Here is a 16569-nt window from a genome sequence, read left to right on the forward strand (position 1 = left end):
GCATCCGAGCCCTATGGGCGGCGGAACATCCTTCTCTATTTCGAACATGAGGACGTCGATGCGGCATTCGAAGCGATAGCGCCGCATGTCGATCTCATTCATCCCGTCGAGAGGCAGGAATGGGGGCAGCGCGTCTTCCGTTTCTACGATCCGGACGGCCATGCAGTGGAGATCGGCGAACCGCAGTTGGTCATGATGGGCGGTTGATTCCTGCCGCTGTCGCCCAGTCCATTCATCATCGTCACCTGAAATTGCCGCAAAGACAGCAATGAATGCCTTTTTGCATCCCGCAGGGGATGACAAAACCGCTTGCTCTCCTATTCTCAAGCGCCAGACCACGTCTTGAACGCCTGCGCCCGCCGGCGTTCGATCTCGGCCATTGGGAGGATATCATGACGCGCACGGTGATTATCGGTGCAACGGGCCATGTCGGCACCTATCTGGTGCCGCGGCTGGTCGAAGCCGGGCATGAGGTGGTGGCGATAAGCCGCGGCCAGGCCAAGCCCTATTCGCCGAACAAGGCATGGAGCGAAGTGGAAATGCTGGCGATGGATCGTGCTGCCATGGAGAAGGATGGCAGCTTCGGTCCGGCCATCCGCGCCTTGAAGCCGGATATCGTCATCGACATGATCTGCTTCACGCTCGATAGCGCGAGGCATCTGACCGAAGCGCTCACCGATCATGTCGGCCATTTCCTGCATACGGGCACGATCTGGACGCATGGATTTTCAACCGTCGTCCCGACGCCGGAAGAGGCGCCGAAGCGGCCGTTCGGCGACTATGGCATCCAGAAAGCGGCGATCGAAGCGCATCTGCTTGAGGAGGCGCGGCGTAGGGGATTTCCCGCAACCCTGATCCATCCCGGCCATATCGTCGGTCCGGGCTGGGAGCCTCTCAATCCCGCCGGGCATTTCAACCCGTCGGCGTTTTCGACATTGGCGCGGGGTGAAACCCTCGTCCTGCCGAATTTCGGCCTGGAGACGGTTCATCATGTCCATGCCGATGATGTCGCGCAGATGTTCATGGGCGCTATCGCCAATTGGCGGGCCTCGACGGGAGAGGCTTTCCACGCGGTTTCAAGCGGTGCGCTGACGCTCAGAGGCTATGCCGAAGCCATGTCGCGCTGGTTTGGGCATGAGCCGAAGCTGGAATTTCTGCCTTACGAAAAATGGGCGGAAAGCCAATCGGCGGAGGATGCGCAGGCGACCTGGGAACATGTCGCCCGAAGCCCGAATTGCTCGATCGCCAAAGCCGAACGGCTACTCGGATACCGGCCGCGCTATACGTCGCTGCAGGCCGTTCAGGAAGCGGTCGCCTGGCTTATGGAGAACGGCCGGGTCGGTTGAAAGGCCCGGCTCTAAGCCCGGTCACCGGTCTTTGAGCCAGGCGTCCATGCCCTTGGCTGCCGCGTGCCCAGTCGCAAAGCAGGCCGTCAGAAGATAGCCGCCGGTCGGCGCTTCCCAATCGATCATTTCTCCGGCGGCGAACATGCCGGGGAGCTTCTTCAGCATGTATCTTTCGTCGAGTTCATCCCATCGGATGCCGCCGGCGGACGAGATGGCCTCGGCAATGGGTCTCGGCCTCAGCAGCGGAATCGGCAGGGCCTTGATCAGGCGTGCAAGCGTTTCGGGATGCGAGAGAACTGCGGGTTCGGCAAGCTCGCGCAGAAGACCCGCCTTGACGCCCTCGATACCAGTGCCCTTGCGCAGGCGATTGGAAAAACTGGCCTTCGAATCCTGTCGTGCCAGATCGCGCGCCAAACGCTCCTCGTTGCGTCCGGGCGACAGATCGACAACGAGCGAGGCCTCGCCCGTTTTTGCCAATCGATCGCGCAATGAGGCGGCATGGGCGTAGACCAGACTGCCCTCGATCCCCGTTTGCGAGATGACGAATTCGCCAGGGAAAGTCCCTGCCTGCGATGTCGCCGTCACCGCTTTCAGCGGTTCGCCGGCGAAGCGCTCGCTGAATGTCGCGCTCCAGGTGACGTCGAAACCGCAATTGGCCGGTTGAAACGCGGCGATATCGATGCCTTCGTCCCGAAGCCAGCTGACCCATGCCGCGTCCGAGCCCAGCCGAGCATAGCTTGCCCCACCGAGCGCGAGCAGAACGGCGTCATGACGCACGAGCTCGCGGCCCTTTGGCGTTTCGAAGATCAGACTACCGTCCTCGAAGCCACACCAGCGATGCCGCGTCATGATAGTGACATCGCGTGCTTCCAGCCTCGCCAGCCAGGCGCGCAGCAGCGGCGATGCCTTCATGACTTTCGGGAAGACGCGGCCGGAAGAGCCGACGAAGGTTTCCGTTCCCAGGCCTTCCGCCCAGGCTTTGACGTCATCCGGCTGGAAATCGTCAAGCGCTGCACGCAATCGGGATGAGGCAGCGCCGAAGCGGGTGGCAAAGACCCCGTAGTCTTCCGAATGCGTGATATTGAGGCCGGATTTTCCTGCCAGCAGAAACTTGCGTGCAACCGTCGGCATGCTGTCGTAGATCGCGATGCGATGGCCCAGCTGCGATAAGGTCTCTGCCGCCATCAACCCGGCAGGGCCGCCGCCGATGATTGCGATTTGGTTTTTGGTCATGTTCACCCGGTGCCGCTTGCCTATTGTTCTTTAGGGCCGGATGGGATCCGAGCGCAAGATCGTCGCGGTGTCCCGGCCCAATTTCGCCCTCATTCGGGCGGTTATGGCAGCGGCCGAAATTTCACGTTTCCTCTCGGTATCCTTCGCCATACCTACATTTAAATCGATATAACCATATGGTTACTATTGCCTCCGATTCACCGGGGGCTGTCAACTTATGCGATGATCGGTTACTTATCGGCGTGAGGATGGGCCGCATAAGCCTTATGAAATGCCGCCGGGAGCCGTGATGTCAGAAGCCAAGACCGTGAAGCGCAGCGCAAAAAGTGCAGATACCGCGGATTCAAAGCAAACCATCTCGCGCGCGACTTCGGAGCGGCCACGTCTCAGGGATGCGGAGCGTACCAGCAAGGCTATTCTGGCGGCCGCAACCAAGGAGTTCGCAGAGCGGGGCTATGGCGGTGCCCGCGTCGATGCCATCGCCGAACGGGCGAAAATCAACAAGCGGATGCTCTATCACTATTTCGGCGGCAAGGATGCGCTCTACGTCGCCGTTTTGGAGGGCAGCTATATCGCCATTCGCTCGGCGGAGGCACGGCTCGATCTCTCGCATCGCTCGCCCGCCGACGGCATGCGGGAGCTGGTGGTCTTCACCTGGCAATATTTTCTGGATCACCCGGAGTTCCTGGGAATCCTCAGCACGGAAAATATGCATAAAGCCCGCTTCCTGAAGCGTTCGGCACGCATTTTCGAGCTACACTCGCCGCTGGTGTCAGAGATCTCCGGCCTGCTCGATCGCGGCGCGGCGACAGGCGTATTCCGCAGCGATTGCGATCCGGTGAAAATCTATATGAGCATTGCCGCCCTCGGCTCGTTCTTCCTGACCAACCGCTGGACGCTTTCCACGATCTTCCGCCGCAATCTCTCGGACAAGAGCGAAATCGATGCCTGGGGCGAGCATATCGTCGATGTGATTTTCGCCTATCTGCGCCCCTGAAATCCTTAAGGTAACAAGCTCCGCAACGATGGATGATTGCCGCTGCGGCCATTGACGATGGCCGTTGACAGCATTGGCTCGCCGTGTCAGTTATGTAACTATATAGTTATTTACGGGAGGACGAAACTCATGGCAACGAAGCCGATCGGCATCATCATGCACGGCATTACCGGCCGCATGGGCTATAACCAGCATCTCGTGCGCTCCATTCTGGCGATCCGCGAACAGGGCGGCGTTCTTCTGTCGAACGGCGACCGGCTGATGCCCGAGCCGCTGCTTGTTGGCCGCAATGCCGAAAAGATCGAGGCGATCGCCCGCAAGCACGGCCTGTCGAAGACGACGACGGATCTCAATGCCGCCCTTGCCGATCCCAGCAATACGATCTTCTTCGATGCCGGTTCGACGCAGATGCGCGTCGAGCTTCTGGAGAAGGCGATTGCCGCTGGAAAGCATGTCTATTGCGAAAAGCCGATTTCCGAGACGCTGGAGGAGGCGCTCTCGGTTGCTGCCTCTGCCGAGCGCCGCGGCGTCAAGAACGGTGTTGTTCAGGACAAGCTGTTCCTGCCTGGGCTGCGCAAGATCGCCATGCTGCGCGACAGCGGCTTCTTCGGCAAGATTCTCTCCGTGCGCGGCGAGTTCGGCTATTGGGTTTTCGAAGGCGACTGGGGCGTGAAGGCACAGCGTCCGTCCTGGAACTACCGCAAAAAGGACGGCGGCGGCATGATCCTCGATATGCTGCCGCATTGGCGCTATGTGCTCGACAATCTGTTCGGCGAAGTAAAATCCGTCAGCTGCCTCGGCGCGACGCACATTCCGAGCCGCGTCGACGAGAACGGCAACAGCTATGTCGCCGATGCCGACGATGCCGCCTATGCCACGTTTGAGCTCGAAGGCGGCGTCATCGCCCATATCAACTCCTCCTGGGCAGTGCGCGTCCGCCGGGACGATCTCGTCACCTTCCAGGTCGACGGCACCCATGGATCGGCCGTCTGTGGGCTGATGCGCTGCTGGACGCAGCATCGCGTCAACACGCCGAAACCAGTCTGGAACCCCGATCAGCCGCAGCCGATCAATTTCTTCGATACCTGGGAAGAGGTGCCGGACACCCAGGCTTTCGACAATGGTTTCAAGGCGCAATGGGAGCAGTTTCTCTGCCATGTCGCCGAGGACGCGCCGTGGAGGTTCACGCTGCGCGAGGGCGCCAAGGGCGTGCAGCTGGCGGAGCTGGCACAGAAGAGCTGGGCGGAGCGTCGCTGGGTCGACGTTCCCTCCCTTTCGGCCCGCTAGGAGGCTGGCCTCATGGAGAGAAGCCTTCACTTGCCAAGGGCGGATGGCACTATTGCCGCCTTCACGCCCGTCAATGAGCCGTTGATCGCGCCTGTGAGACCGGCGGGCGGTCATCATTTCAATCGCGTCGTCTATGCTGCCGCGCACGTCGTGGTCGATGCGCTTGCCGATAACGATCCCTGGCTTGACCGCAATATCGACTGGGAGCGCACGATTGCCTTCCGCGAATATCTCTGGGGCCTCGGCCTTGGCGTGGCGGAGGCGATGGATACCGCCCAGCGCGGCATGGGGCTCGACTGGAGCGGCGCAAAAGAGCTGATTGCACATGCACAGTCGGCCGCCCGTGGCCGGTCGGATGCGGTGATCGCCTATGGCGCCGGTACCGATCATCTGCAGCCTGGCGCCGATGTCACGATCGATGACGTCATTCGCGCCTATGAGGAACAGGTAGCCTATGTGGAAGGGCAGGGCGGCCGTGTCATCCTGATGGCGAGCCGGGCGCTTGCCGCCGCCGCCAAGAGCCCGGATGATTATATCCGTGTCTACGACCGCATTCTCGGTCAGGTCAAAGAGCCTGTCATCATTCACTGGCTCGGCTCGATGTTCGATCCGGCGTTGGCGGGCTATTGGGGCTCCGCCGATGACATGAGGGCCATGGAAACCGCGACCGCGATCATCAACCAGAATGCGGCCAAGGTGGATGGCGTGAAGATTTCGCTGCTGTCGGCAGAGAAGGAAATCGTCATGCGCCGGCGGCTCGATCCGTCGGTCAAGATGTATACCGGCGACGATTTCAACTATGCCGAACTGATCGCGGGCGACGACCAGGGCTATTCGCATGCCTTGCTTGGTATCTTCGATGCCGTCGCGCCGGCCGCAAGTGCGGCTCTCGCAAAGCTTGCTCAGAACGACCTCGACGCCTTCCACGGGATCTTGGCGCCGACCGTCCCGCTATCGCGCCATATATTCAAAGCGCCGACGCGCTTCTACAAGACGGGCGTCGTCTTCCTTGCTTATCTTAACGGCTTCCAGGACCATTTCCAGATGCTCGGCGGCCAGCAAAGCGCCCGATCGATCCAGCATCTTTCGGAGCTTTTCCGTTTGGCGGATGCGGCGCGCGTACTGCGCGACCCGGATTTGGCGACCTATCGCATGAAGACGATCCTTGCCACCGTCGGCATTGAATAGCGGAAAAGGGACCGGGGGAGGAGATCACGATGGCCATAGAGGGTCTGTCCATCAACCTGGCGACGGTGCGCCGGCAATATGATATGCGCCAGGCTGTGGAAGCTTGTCTGAAGCAGGATATCGTCGCGATCGCTCCCTGGCGAGATCAGGTGCATAGGATCGGCCTTTCCGAAGCCGCCCGCATCGTTGCCGATAACAGGCTGAAAGTCACCGGGCTTTGCCGTGGCGGCATGTTTCCTGCCGCGAGCGCCGAGGGCAGAGCGGCTGCAATCGACGACAACAAGCGGGCGATCGACGAAGCGGCGGCGCTGGATGCCGATTGCCTGGTTCTCGTCGTCGGAGGCGTACCAGAGGGATCGAAGGATATCGTTCACGCCCGCGAGATGGTGGCCGATGGTATCGCCGCGATCCTGCCGCACGCGCGCAGCTCCGGCATTCCGCTCGCGATCGAGCCGCTGCATCCGATGTATGCGGCCGACCGTGCCTGCGTGAACACGCTCGAACAGGCGCTCGACATCTGCGATCTTCTGGGCGAAGGCATCGGTGTCGCGATCGATGTCTACCATGTCTGGTGGGACCCGAAGCTTTATCAGCAGATCGCGCGTGCCGGCGCCGGCGGCCGTATTCTGGCGCATCACATCTGCGACTGGCTGGTGCCGACCACGGACCTGCTGCTCGACCGCGGCATGATGGGCGATGGCGTCATCGACTTGAAGCGCATCCGCGCCGAGATCGAGATGGCCGGCTTTTTCGGCCTGCAGGAGGTGGAAATATTCTCTCAGAATAATTGGTGGAAGCGGCCGGGTGAGGAGGTTCTCTCCACCTGCATCGAACGCTTCCGCACCGTTTGTTGAGTGGCAGTACCCAGGATCGACAACAAAAAACCGGGCCAGCAAGTGGCCCGGTTCCATTCCAAAGCGATAACGTGACGACTTATTCGGCCGAAACGATCTTGCCGCCTTCCCACTTGTAGAGCGAGAAGCTCTGCGAGGTCAGGTCGCCGGTTTCGCCGTAGGTGACCTTGCCGATGACGGTGTCGATTGGCTCGCCCTTCTTCAGCGCAGCGCCGACGGCTTCGGCGTCATCCGCCTTGCCGGCCTTTTCGATGCCGGCCTTCAGTACCTGCACGGCAGCATAGGCATTCAGCGTGAAGGCTTCGGCCGGGATGTTGCGGGCCTTGAGGGCGGCGACGGCGCTCTGCGAATCCGGGTTCTTCAGCGCGTCAGACGCATTTGTGAAGAGTGTGCCGGCCGCGGAATCGTTGGCGATCGCCCAATATTCGGTGTTGGACAGGCCGTCGCCGCCGATGATCTGCGCCTTGACGGAGATGTCGTGCAGCTGGCGGGCCAGAAGGCCTGCTTCCGGATGATAACCGCCGAAATAGATGACTTCGACGCCAGCCTGCTTCAGCTTCGCCGTCAGGGAGCTGTAGTCCTTTTCACCCGGGGTCAGGGAGTCGTTCAAGACCTCGGTGATATCGCCCTTATTGATGGCGGCCTTGAAGGCATCGGCCAGGCCCTTGCCGTAGGCGCCCTTGTCGTTGAGGATCGCGATCTTCTTGTCCTTGAAGTTCTTCACCACGTATTCGCCGGCAACGACGGCCTGCTGGTCATCGCGGCCGCAGGTGCGGAAGACGTTCGTCAGGCCGCGATTGGTTAGGCCCGGAGCTGTTGCCGTCGGCGTGACCATCAGGATGCCATTTTCGGCAAGCGCGTCGGAAACCGGAATAGCGACGCCCGAGGTCACCGGGCCGACGACGAAGCGGATGCTGTCGCCGACGAAGCTGTTGGCGACGGATACGCCCTGCTTCGGATCGCCGGCATCATCGCCGAGCTTCAGAACGAGCTTCTGGCCGAGAACGCCGCCGTTCTTGTTGATTTCTTCGATAGCGGTCTGCGCGCCGTTCTTGACCTGGTCGCCATAGGCTGCGACCGGGCCGGTCAGCGGCGCAATGAGGCCGATAGTGATGTCCGCATGTGCGAGAGGTGCGAAGGCCAGCGAAGCGACGAAGGTCGCGGCCGTCAATGTCTTCAGACTCATGTTAGCTCTCCTTGGATGGGCGCGGCAGCGCCCTTTGAACCCGCTCGCAATCGCCTGTCTCGACGCGCAAACTGCCGTAAGGCGTTCTTTTGGAGAAGACAGAGCTGATATCGAAGCCGATGGACGCTTTCGGACATTTTTTGATCTCGAACGCGCTCATAAGGGTATTTTGTGTAGGAATATTGGGACGATTCCGCAAGAAAATAACCGTCGCCAAGACAATTTTGACGTTCTTTTTGATTTTTTGTCGAGGGATGGTTGTTGTGCGTCTGCGGCCAAGACCCAGACGATATGGCGGTAAGGCGACGTGGATCTAAAAGTGGAAGTTTCGATGCCGCTGACCCACATAGCTAGCGACGCCTGTCATGGCGTGGCCTATGCCGAGGAGATTTATGTCGCGTGAATGAGAATGACGGTTCAAAGATCTATTTCGACCTCTGGTGCCTGATCCCGGATGGCGATCCGATCGTCACCCATTCCAGCCGGCTTTTTCCCGTGCGCCGTGACGGCGAGCCAGCGATGCTGAAGATCGCGGATGCGCCGGAGGAGAAATCGGGTGCCGAGCTCATGGTCTGGTGGAATGGCATTGGTGCCGCGCGCGTTCTCGAACATCAGGACGATGCTATCCTGCTCGAACGGGCGACAGGCAGCCGCTCACTTGCCGAAATGGCAAGGAATGGCGAGGACGACGAGGCAAGCCGTATCATCTGCAGGGCCGTCGCTGGGCTTCATGCCTCTCGCGGGGGCGCCTTGCCGCAATTGATTCCGCTTGTCCACCGGTTTCGTTCGCTCGAAGCGATGGCCCATTGCGAGGGTGGCCCTTTCGTGCGGTCTGCGGTCACGGCCCGCATGCTGCTATCGGAGCCGCAGGACGTCGTGCCTCTGCATGGCGACATTCATCACGGCAATATTCTGGATTTCGCAGAGCGAGGCTGGCTTGCGATCGATCCGAAGGGGCTCTTAGGCGAACGCGGTTTTGATTACGCTAACCTCTTCTGCAATCCCGATAATGCCATCGCCACATCTCCCGGCCGTCTTGCCCGGCAAGTGACGGTCGTTGCCGAGGTGGCGGGAATGGAGCGCGGACACCTGTTGCGATGGATCGTTGCCTGGGCCGGCCTTTCAGCAAGCTGGCTGATCGAAGATGGCGAGGACGAGCACGTCGAATCAGCGCTGCGCGTAGCCGAAATCGCGGCGGCAGAGCTCGCCAGAACCGAAGACTAGGAGATCATGGCCTCGCGCCAGAACTGCCGATAGCGCGCCAACCCCCGCAGCTCGGCGCGAATGGGCGGGCTGTCCGCGACACCGATGGGTCTTATCCCCGCCAGCAAGGCGGCACCCTGGCTGGTGCCCGTCGAACCCGCTAGTGCGATGACATCGGTGCTCGTCAAGGCAGAGAGCGCGATGAGGTAGGCGCGATTGAGCGCAAAGGGACCCTCGACGAAGATCTGTCCTTTAGCGCCGATCAGACCAAGACAGGCTTCCGTCATCAGCGCGAGATAGAGGCTGACGGCGGCAAGGCGTTCGGCATTGCTCGCGGCATGATCCGCGATCCAGCGGCGCCTCCGGCCGGGAAAGGGACCCGATCCTTCAACGGCGTTGGGCAGCAACATGAGGCCCTTCTCGATTACCGCCTCGATAGCGGCTTCGACCGCATCGGATGATGCGGGACCGATTTCGGCAGCCAGAATCTCGAATTCGCGGCCGCCCATGAAGCGGGCTGACGGCACGGCGCGGCCATAGGCATCGACATTGGCGAGCGCATCGCGCTTCGCATCAAGATGATCAAGATCGCCGCCAACGCCGAAACTGATGACCCAGGTTCCCGTCGAGACGACGGCAAAGGGGGCTTCGTTCTCGACCAGATGCGGCAGAAGCGAAGCGTTGGAATCGTGAATACCGCAATAGACCGGCACCGGTTTCGTAAGACCCAGAGCCGCAGCGAGTGCCGGCAGGACCGGCCCAAGCGCGTCGAAAGCCGAACGGACCGGCGCCATCAACCCGCGAATGCCAAGCGTGTCGACGAGAGACGAATAGCTTTGCGTCGTCGGGTTCCAGAGATCGGTGTGGCAACCGAGCGACGTCACCTCGTTGGCGGCAACGCCGGTCAGGCGAAACGCCCAATATTGCGGATAGGTCAGGATTGTTGCGGTACGGGCGAAATCGGCCGGAAAGGTGCTTTTTAGATAGTGGATTTGGGCGCCGACATTGAGGCCAACCGACAATCCGGGTGAAAACGTCTCAACAAACTTGGGGCGCACTTGGCTGTAGGCGTTCTGAATGGCTTGCGGATAGCCATGCTCGTAATCGAGGACGGGCATGGCGAGGTTGCCATCGTCCGCTAGCATCGCCACACATGCGCCATGCGTCGTGATCGATATGGCATCGAAGCCTGGCACGCGGACAAAGCCCTTCAGTGCCGAGATGATGAAATCCCATAACCCGTCAATATCGTAATGCAGATAAGGGCCCGACTTCAGGACGCTGTTTGCGGTCCTGACGGCGGCGATCTCGGTACCTGTCCCGGCATCGACCACCACCACCTTGGCGTTGGTCTTGCCGATGTCGATCACGGCGATGCGGCGGTAGACTGTCTCGTTGCTCATGGCAGATGAAAAACCGTGACCAGATCGCTCTGGACGGGCGAATTGTCGGGATTGGTCGCCATGATATCGGCCATGTGCGCCCACCATTTCTTCATGACGGGATGGTCTGGCAGGCTCGCCATGGTGTGATCCTTCGGCCGCGTCAACACGCCGAAGAGTGTGTTCGTCTCCTGGTCGAGATGGATGGAATAATCGCTGACGCCGGCCTGATGCAGCAGACCTACCAGCTCGGGCCAGATTTCATCATGCCGCTTCCGGTATTCTGCTTCCATGCCTGGATTGAGCGTCATCTTGAAGGCGTGGCGTTCGAGAGCAACAGTCATTTGGAGCTCATGGCCTTGATGCGCTTGGCAACGATCGGCAGCGCGATGGTGATGATGAGGAGGAGACCGATGAAGATCGACATGACGATGCCCGGTACGTTGAGCAGGCCGAGGCCGAAGGTGACCAAGCCCATGACGAAGGCGGCGATGACGACACCGCCGATCGTGCCGGAGCCGCCGAGGATCGACACGCCGCCGAGCACGACCATGGTGACCACCTCCAATTCCCAGCCGAGTGCGATCGACGGACGCGTCGAGCCAAGGCGCGAGGTGAGGCAGATGGCGGCGATACCGCTCATGATGCCGGTCAGGAGAAACAGGATGAATTTGACCCGTTCGACCGGAATGCCGGAGAAGCGTGCGGCGAAATCATTGTTGCCGATGGTGTAGACCTGACGACCGAAATTCGTCGCATGCAGCAGGATTGCGAAGGCGATCGCCAGCGCGATGAAGAGCACGAATTCGAAAGAAAAGACCCAGACGACATAGCCCTGGCCAAAATAGGCGAAACTATCCGGATAGTTGCCATAGGCCTGGTCGCCGAGAACGATATAGGAAATACCGCGAAACAGGCTCATCGTGCCAATGGTAACGACGATCGACGGCAGCTTCAGTACCGAAACCAAGAAGCCGTTGAAGATGCCGCAGACGAGGCCGACGCCGATACCGATCGCGACGAGGCCGGGGGTATCGACGCCCAGTTGTGCGGCGGCGCCCATCGCGGTCGAGGCGAGCGCAATAATGGCTGCGACCGAAAGGTCGATTTCGCCAGCGATGATGAGCAGCGCCATGGCAAAGGCGATCATCGCCTTTTCGGTGAAGTTGAAGGTCGCGTCCGAGAGGTTGAAGGGATCCAGGAAATAGGGCGAGGCCAGCGAATTAAAGATGAAGATCGCGACCGCTACTCCGAAGAGCAGCGTTTCCCAGCTCGACAAGATGCGCTTGAAGGGCGTGCCGAGGCGATCCGGAATGACGCGCTTTTCCGCGGTTGCCGCTTGCGAACCGTTGCTCATGCGTGTGCTCCCTGGCTGGCGGTGTCCTTTGCGGCCTGATCGCGCAGGATGATGCGGCCGCGGTTGCGTTCGCGCCGGGCGTTGAAGACGACGGCAAGGATGATGACGGTGCCGGAGATCGCCATCTGGGTGAACGGCGAGATGCCGATAACAGGCAGGGCATTCTTGATGACGCCAAGGAAGAGAGCGCCGAGCACCGCGCCGGCGACAGAACCGACACCGCCGGCGATCGAAATGCCGCCGATGACGCAGGCCGCCACGCTGTCGAGCTCGAAACCGTTGGCAATATCGACATAGGCAACGGCATAGCGCGAGACCCAGAGATAGCCGCTGAGGCCGGCAAGGGCGCCTGAGAGAACGAAGGCAAGAAACCGCGTCCAGCCGACATCGATGCCGGCATAGACGGCCGCGACCGGATTGCCGCCGCTCGCATAGGCCGAGCGGCCGAACTGGGTGTAGCGCAGCACCAGAAACATCATCAGCACGATCACGATGCCGATCCAGGCAAGCACCGGCAGGCCGAGAATCGGCGTGCGCGGCACGTTCAGGAAAATCGGCGTGAACTGGTGCGCATTGACCCAGGCGCCGCCCGACAGAACGAAGGCCATGCCGCGATAGATCGTGAGTGTGCCGAGCGTGACGACAATCGGCGGGATTTCGAGCGCCCAGACGAGATAGCCATTGATGGCGCCGAGAACCGCGCCCATCAGGATCGCCGTTATGACTAGCGCGATCAGCGGAATATCGGGATAGGCCGCGTTCAGCATCGCGACCGCCATGCCAGTCAGCGCCAGGTTGGCGGCGACAGACAGATCGATCGACTTCGTCAGAATGACCGTCATCTGGGCAAGCGCCAGGATGATGAGGATCGAGGTATCGTTGAAGATATTGGCGAGATTGGCGGGCTCTGCAAAGCCGGCCGCACGCGTGGCAAAGCCGGCGATCATCACGACGATGATGATGAAGAGCAGTGTCTCTCGTCTTTTGAGGATACGTGGCATCCGCCTCTCCTTATGCATTTCCCGTGGCGGCACGGACGAGTGTTTCCGGTGTCAGCTCCTCGCGGTCAAAAAGACCAGCCGACAGACCCTCTTTCATAACGAGTACGCGATCCGCCATGCCGATGATCTCCGGCAGTTCGGAAGAGATCATGATGATGCTCAGGCCCTCGGCCGCCAGCTCGCTGATGAACCCATGGACGGCGGCCTTCGAACCGATATCGATCCCTTTGGTGGGCTCGTCGAGAATGATGATTTTCGGCTGCGTCGCGAGCCACTTGCCGATGACCACTTTCTGCTGATTGCCGCCGGACAAAGTGCCGACAGGCACGGAAAGGGCGGCTGCGCGCAGATCGAGCCGTTCGGCATATTTGCGGGCAAGAGCGAATTCGTTGGCCGCCTTCAGGAAACCCTTGCGCGAGGTGCGTCCGAGCGACGGCAGCGACATGTTCTGATAGATCGGCATCGGCAGCGCCAAGCCGTGGCGGCCACGCTCTTCCGGCACGTAGACGATGCCCGCACCGATGGCGTCCTGCGGCGACCGCACCTGGATTTCCTGACCATCGAGCGTCAGGCGACCTGAGAGCGGCTTGGTGATGCCGAAGAGCGATTGGCAGAGCTCCGAGCGTCCGGCGCCGATCAGGCCATAAATGCCAAGGATCTCGCCGCGCCTCAGCTTGAAGGAGATATCGCGGAATTCCGTGCGGTGACAATATTTGTCGACTTCTAGAACCGTTTCCCCGAGCGCTACCGCAACCTTGGGAAAAGCGTTGCCGACATCGCGTCCGACCATCATGCGGACGATTTCATCCTGTGGCGTCGCCTTCAGCTCGCCGTGGCCGACGTCGCGACCGTCGCGGAAAACGACGAAATTATCAGCGATTTCATAGACTTCATCGAACTTGTGGCTGATGAAGAGGATCGCCTTGCCCTTTGCCTTCAATCCCTCGACGATGCGGAAGAGATCGTCGATCTCCTTGCGCGAAAGGGCGGCGGTGGGCTCGTCCATGATGACGACGCGGGCCTCGATCGACAGGGCGCGTGCGATTGCCACGAGATGGCGCTGCGCAATGGAGAGGTCTTTTAGTCGGGTTGTCGGATCGATGGCGCTTTCCAGCGATTGCAGAAGTTCCCTCGAGCGGCTGTTCATCGTCTTCCAGTCGATGGTACGCCAGGATGTGCGCGGCGCATGGCCGAGGAAGATGTTTTCGGCGACCGTCAGCTCGTCAAAGAGCACCGTTTCCTGATGGATGGCCGTCACGCCGGCATCGATGGCCGCCTGCGCATTGGCGAAAGCCGTCGGCTTGCCGTCGACAAGGATTTCGCCCTCGTTGGGACGGTAGATGCCGGTCAAGATCTTGACGAGGGTCGATTTTCCCGCGCCGTTCTCACCGATAAGGGCAGTGACCTTGCCGGGATGAAGCGAAATGCTGACGCCATCCAGCGCCTTGACGCCGGGAAAGATCTGGGAAATGCCGCGCATTTCCAGAATGGCCTGATTGTCCGCGGCTGGTGCGTCCGCGATGGAGCGTTGAAGAACTGTGGTCATCAGCAATGTACCGGATCGGTGAAACCAGGTCCGGCGGCTGATGCCGCCGGAGAGCTGCGAGTTCGATTTTCGATCAGAAAACCTTGGAGAACTGATCGATGTTCGAGGCGTTGTAGACGAACGGATCGGCCATGGCGGCCTCGCCGTTTTCGCCAACCTTGATCTTGCCCATGCGGCCGGCATTGATCTCGCTGCCCGGCTTGCCGTCGGTCTCGCCCTTGACGAGGCGATAAGCGATCTGCGTTGCGGAATAGCCGAGATCGATCGGGTTCCAGATCGCGAATTCCTTCGTCGCGCCTGATTTGATCGCGCCGGCCATTTCGGACGGCAGGCCGAGACCGGTCACATAGACCTTACCGATTTTGCCGGCATCCTTGACGGCCTGCGAAGCGGCAAGCACGCCCACCGTCGTCGGGGCGACGATGACCTTGACTTCCGGATGTGAGGTCAGGAGGCCCTGGGCTTCACGATAGCTTTTGTCCGAGAGGTCGTCGCCATAGACTGTTGTCACCAGATTGAGGCCCGGGAAATCCTTGAGCTGCTTCTTCATCTCGCCGATCCAGATATTCTGGTTGGTCGAGGTGGTCGTTGCCGACAGGATGGCGAAGTCGCCCTTGCCGCCGTCAAGGTGATCCTTGGCGAGCGTCAGGCACATCTTGCCGATCAGCTCGTTGGACGAGGGGTTCAGCTGCAGGATGCGGCCGGCCTTGGCGACACCGGAATCCCAGGAGATGACCTTGATGCCGCGCTGCGCAGCCTTCTTCAGTGCCGGGACGACTGCATCGGGATCGTTTGCGGAAATCGCGATGGCATCGACGCCCTGTGCAATCAGCGAGTTGATGACTTCGATCTGGCCTTCGGCCGTGGTCGAGGTCGGGCCGGTATAGATCACCTGCACGCCGCCGAGATCCTTGGCTGCTTCCTGTGCGCCCTTGTTGGCGGCTTCGAAGAAGCCGTTGCCCAGCGACTTCACTACGAGACCGATCTTGACGTCCTTTGCACTTGCCGCGCTGGCCATCAGTGTCGCGGCGAGCGCGACGCCGATTGCCAGTTTCTTTGCTATATTCATGTCACTTCCTCCCAAAGTTAATAGGCATGCTCACCCCATTTCGGCCGCGTGTCTCACGCGACCGACGGGGAATCCTCCTCCTCGGCCTGAGCCGAAACATTTGCAATAATGAGCGAAATACCCGCATCCTCGATCATGCGCACGGTTTCGGCGGAAACGCTGTCATCGGTAATGATGGTTGAGACCTGTTCGAGCGGACAAAGGATCAGGCTGGAGCGTTGGCGGAACTTGCTCGAGTCCACCATGACGACGAGTTCGTCGGCCTGGCGCATCAGCTTCTGCTCGCTCTGGATGACCAGCGCATCGGCTTCCATGATGCCGAGCGGGCCGACGCCCTGTGCACCAATGAACATGCGCCGCGCATAGAAATTTCGGATCGTGTCGTTGTCGAAGGGTGAGAGGATCAGGCTCTGCTCGCGATAGATCGCGCCGCCCGGCACTGTCACGGTGTTCTTCGAATGTTTGACCAGATGTTCGGCGATGGCGAAGGAATTCGTCATCACCTGCAGCCGGAAGGCCGAGATATAATGCACGAGCTGGAACGTGGTCGTGCCGCCATTGATGATGATGGCGTCGCCGGGATTGCAGAGTTCGGCAGCCTTGCGCGCAATTGCGCGTTTCCTATCGATGTTGACGGCTTCGGATACACGGAACGGCCGCGCTGCCAGATTGCCGAGCTGTGGGGGATGAATCGATTCCGCCCCGCCGCGCACGCGCCGGATCTTTCCCTGGATGTGCAGGGCAGCGATATCACGGCGTATCGTCGCTTCCGAAGCCTCGGTCAGCTCGGAAATATCCTGAATCGTCACGACAGACTTTTCCTGTACGGCGCTCAGAATAATGCGATGGCGTTCGCGTTCGTGCATTGGCTCCTCCTTATGGGCGGTTATTTCGCAAATATGACAATGTGTCAATCATAA

15 protein-coding genes and 1 pseudogene are annotated in these 16569 nt (G+C 60.4%); 7 read left to right on the forward strand and 9 right to left on the reverse strand.

All coding sequences use genetic code 11. From position 1 onward, the window contains the following. Together RTCIAT899_RS32655 and RTCIAT899_RS24925 are read left to right on the forward strand one after the other, a co-directional pair. Nucleotides 1-207, forward strand: a pseudogene (locus RTCIAT899_RS32655) (VOC family protein); the annotation flags it as partial. A gap of 185 nt (nt 208-392) precedes the next feature. Next, a complete protein-coding gene (locus RTCIAT899_RS24925) occupies nt 393-1346 on the forward strand; it encodes an NAD-dependent epimerase/dehydratase family protein (protein ID WP_041678372.1) in 954 nt (317 codons plus the stop codon). A gap of 21 nt (nt 1347-1367) precedes the next feature. On the opposite strand, the gene RTCIAT899_RS24930 is transcribed toward RTCIAT899_RS24925, so the two are convergent. Next, nucleotides 1368-2579 carry a TIGR03862 family flavoprotein gene (locus RTCIAT899_RS24930; protein WP_041678161.1) on the reverse strand — a complete coding sequence of 404 codons (1212 nt, stop codon included), beginning with the start codon at nt 2577-2579 and terminating at the stop codon, nt 1368-1370. Nucleotides 2580-2868: 289 nt separating this feature from the next. Between RTCIAT899_RS24930 and RTCIAT899_RS24935 the strand changes: the two genes are divergently transcribed. From RTCIAT899_RS24935 to RTCIAT899_RS24950, 4 genes are all read left to right on the forward strand, one after another. Further along, entirely contained in the window at nt 2869-3576 is a 708-nt protein-coding gene (locus RTCIAT899_RS24935; protein WP_041678373.1) for a TetR/AcrR family transcriptional regulator, read from the forward strand. A 129-nt stretch (nt 3577-3705) separates the two neighbouring features. Then, nucleotides 3706-4863, forward strand: a complete 1158-nt coding sequence (locus RTCIAT899_RS24940; protein WP_015342595.1) for a Gfo/Idh/MocA family protein — start codon at nt 3706-3708, stop codon at nt 4861-4863. Between the two features lie 12 nt (nt 4864-4875). Further along, nucleotides 4876-6051 carry a dihydrodipicolinate synthase family protein gene (locus tag RTCIAT899_RS24945; protein WP_015342596.1) on the forward strand — a complete coding sequence of 392 codons (1176 nt, stop codon included), beginning with the start codon at nt 4876-4878 and terminating at the stop codon, nt 6049-6051. Between the two features lie 29 nt (nt 6052-6080). Continuing rightward, nucleotides 6081-6905, forward strand: a complete 825-nt coding sequence (locus RTCIAT899_RS24950; protein ID WP_015342597.1) for a sugar phosphate isomerase/epimerase family protein — start codon at nt 6081-6083, stop codon at nt 6903-6905. Nucleotides 6906-6984: 79 nt separating this feature from the next. Here RTCIAT899_RS24950 and RTCIAT899_RS24955 read toward each other — a convergent pair whose 3' ends face one another. Then, the gene (locus RTCIAT899_RS24955; RefSeq protein ID WP_015342598.1) at nt 6985-8091 is read right to left on the reverse strand and encodes a branched-chain amino acid ABC transporter substrate-binding protein; all 1107 of its coding nucleotides are present in this window, start codon (nt 8089-8091) and stop codon (nt 6985-6987) included. A gap of 399 nt (nt 8092-8490) precedes the next feature. On the opposite strand from RTCIAT899_RS24955, the gene RTCIAT899_RS24960 reads away from it, so the two are divergent. Further along, the gene (locus RTCIAT899_RS24960; RefSeq protein ID WP_015342599.1) at nt 8491-9315 is read left to right on the forward strand and encodes an aminoglycoside phosphotransferase family protein; all 825 of its coding nucleotides are present in this window, start codon (nt 8491-8493) and stop codon (nt 9313-9315) included. Here RTCIAT899_RS24960 and RTCIAT899_RS24965 read toward each other — a convergent pair. The 7 genes from RTCIAT899_RS24965 to RTCIAT899_RS24995 form a co-directional block, all read right to left on the reverse strand. After that, complete coding sequence (locus RTCIAT899_RS24965; protein ID WP_015342600.1) at nt 9312-10697, reverse strand: FGGY-family carbohydrate kinase; 1386 nt, start codon at nt 10695-10697, stop codon at nt 9312-9314. The genes RTCIAT899_RS24960 and RTCIAT899_RS24965 overlap by 4 nt on opposite strands. Continuing rightward, nucleotides 10694-11020, reverse strand: coding sequence for an L-rhamnose mutarotase (rhaM, locus tag RTCIAT899_RS24970; RefSeq protein WP_015342601.1), 327 nt, complete (start codon nt 11018-11020; stop codon nt 10694-10696). The genes RTCIAT899_RS24965 and rhaM overlap by 4 nt, the downstream gene beginning before the upstream one ends. After that, nucleotides 11017-12033 (reverse strand): ABC transporter permease, encoded by a 1017-nt coding sequence (locus tag RTCIAT899_RS24975; RefSeq protein ID WP_015342602.1) that lies wholly within the window; start codon nt 12031-12033, stop codon nt 11017-11019. Before RTCIAT899_RS24975 ends, rhaM begins: the two co-directional genes overlap by 4 nt. Continuing rightward, nucleotides 12030-13034 carry an ABC transporter permease gene (locus tag RTCIAT899_RS24980; RefSeq protein ID WP_015342603.1) on the reverse strand — a complete coding sequence of 335 codons (1005 nt, stop codon included), beginning with the start codon at nt 13032-13034 and terminating at the stop codon, nt 12030-12032. Before RTCIAT899_RS24980 ends, RTCIAT899_RS24975 begins: the two co-directional genes overlap by 4 nt. 10 nt (nt 13035-13044) lie before the next feature. After that, nucleotides 13045-14580: a sugar ABC transporter ATP-binding protein gene (locus RTCIAT899_RS24985; protein WP_041678374.1), complete on the reverse strand. Its 1536-nt coding sequence runs from the start codon at nt 14578-14580 to the stop codon at nt 13045-13047. Nucleotides 14581-14653: 73 nt separating this feature from the next. Continuing rightward, nucleotides 14654-15649, reverse strand: coding sequence for a rhamnose ABC transporter substrate-binding protein (gene rhaS / locus RTCIAT899_RS24990; RefSeq protein WP_015342605.1), 996 nt, complete (start codon nt 15647-15649; stop codon nt 14654-14656). 53 nt (nt 15650-15702) lie between these two features. Further along, nucleotides 15703-16515, reverse strand: coding sequence for a DeoR/GlpR family DNA-binding transcription regulator (locus RTCIAT899_RS24995; RefSeq protein WP_015342606.1), 813 nt, complete (start codon nt 16513-16515; stop codon nt 15703-15705). Nucleotides 16516-16569 lie beyond the last annotated feature (54 nt).

Origin of the sequence: Rhizobium tropici CIAT 899, from assembly GCF_000330885.1 — a bacterium.
Taxonomy (GTDB): domain Bacteria; phylum Pseudomonadota; class Alphaproteobacteria; order Rhizobiales; family Rhizobiaceae; genus Rhizobium; species Rhizobium tropici.

Excerpts from the sequence above, each read along its gene's own strand:
- RTCIAT899_RS24925 (WP_041678372.1), top strand. The coding sequence starts at position 393 with ATGACGCGCACGGTGATTATCGGTGCAACGGGCCATGTCGGCACCTAT.
- RTCIAT899_RS24930 (WP_041678161.1), bottom strand. The coding sequence starts at position 2,579 with ATGACCAAAAACCAAATCGCAATCATCGGCGGCGGCCCTGCCGGGTTG.
- RTCIAT899_RS24935 (WP_041678373.1), top strand. The coding sequence starts at position 2,869 with ATGTCAGAAGCCAAGACCGTGAAGCGCAGCGCAAAAAGTGCAGATACC.
- RTCIAT899_RS24940 (WP_015342595.1), top strand. The coding sequence starts at position 3,706 with ATGGCAACGAAGCCGATCGGCATCATCATGCACGGCATTACCGGCCGC.
- RTCIAT899_RS24945 (WP_015342596.1), top strand. The coding sequence starts at position 4,876 with ATGGAGAGAAGCCTTCACTTGCCAAGGGCGGATGGCACTATTGCCGCC.
- RTCIAT899_RS24950 (WP_015342597.1), top strand. The coding sequence starts at position 6,081 with ATGGCCATAGAGGGTCTGTCCATCAACCTGGCGACGGTGCGCCGGCAA.
- RTCIAT899_RS24955 (WP_015342598.1), bottom strand. The coding sequence starts at position 8,091 with ATGAGTCTGAAGACATTGACGGCCGCGACCTTCGTCGCTTCGCTGGCC.
- RTCIAT899_RS24965 (WP_015342600.1), bottom strand. The coding sequence starts at position 10,697 with ATGAGCAACGAGACAGTCTACCGCCGCATCGCCGTGATCGACATCGGC.
- rhaM (WP_015342601.1), bottom strand. The coding sequence starts at position 11,020 with ATGACTGTTGCTCTCGAACGCCACGCCTTCAAGATGACGCTCAATCCA.
- RTCIAT899_RS24975 (WP_015342602.1), bottom strand. The coding sequence starts at position 12,033 with ATGAGCAACGGTTCGCAAGCGGCAACCGCGGAAAAGCGCGTCATTCCG.
- RTCIAT899_RS24980 (WP_015342603.1), bottom strand. The coding sequence starts at position 13,034 with ATGCCACGTATCCTCAAAAGACGAGAGACACTGCTCTTCATCATCATC.
- RTCIAT899_RS24985 (WP_041678374.1), bottom strand. The coding sequence starts at position 14,580 with ATGACCACAGTTCTTCAACGCTCCATCGCGGACGCACCAGCCGCGGAC.
- rhaS (WP_015342605.1), bottom strand. The coding sequence starts at position 15,649 with ATGAATATAGCAAAGAAACTGGCAATCGGCGTCGCGCTCGCCGCGACA.
- RTCIAT899_RS24995 (WP_015342606.1), bottom strand. The coding sequence starts at position 16,515 with ATGCACGAACGCGAACGCCATCGCATTATTCTGAGCGCCGTACAGGAA.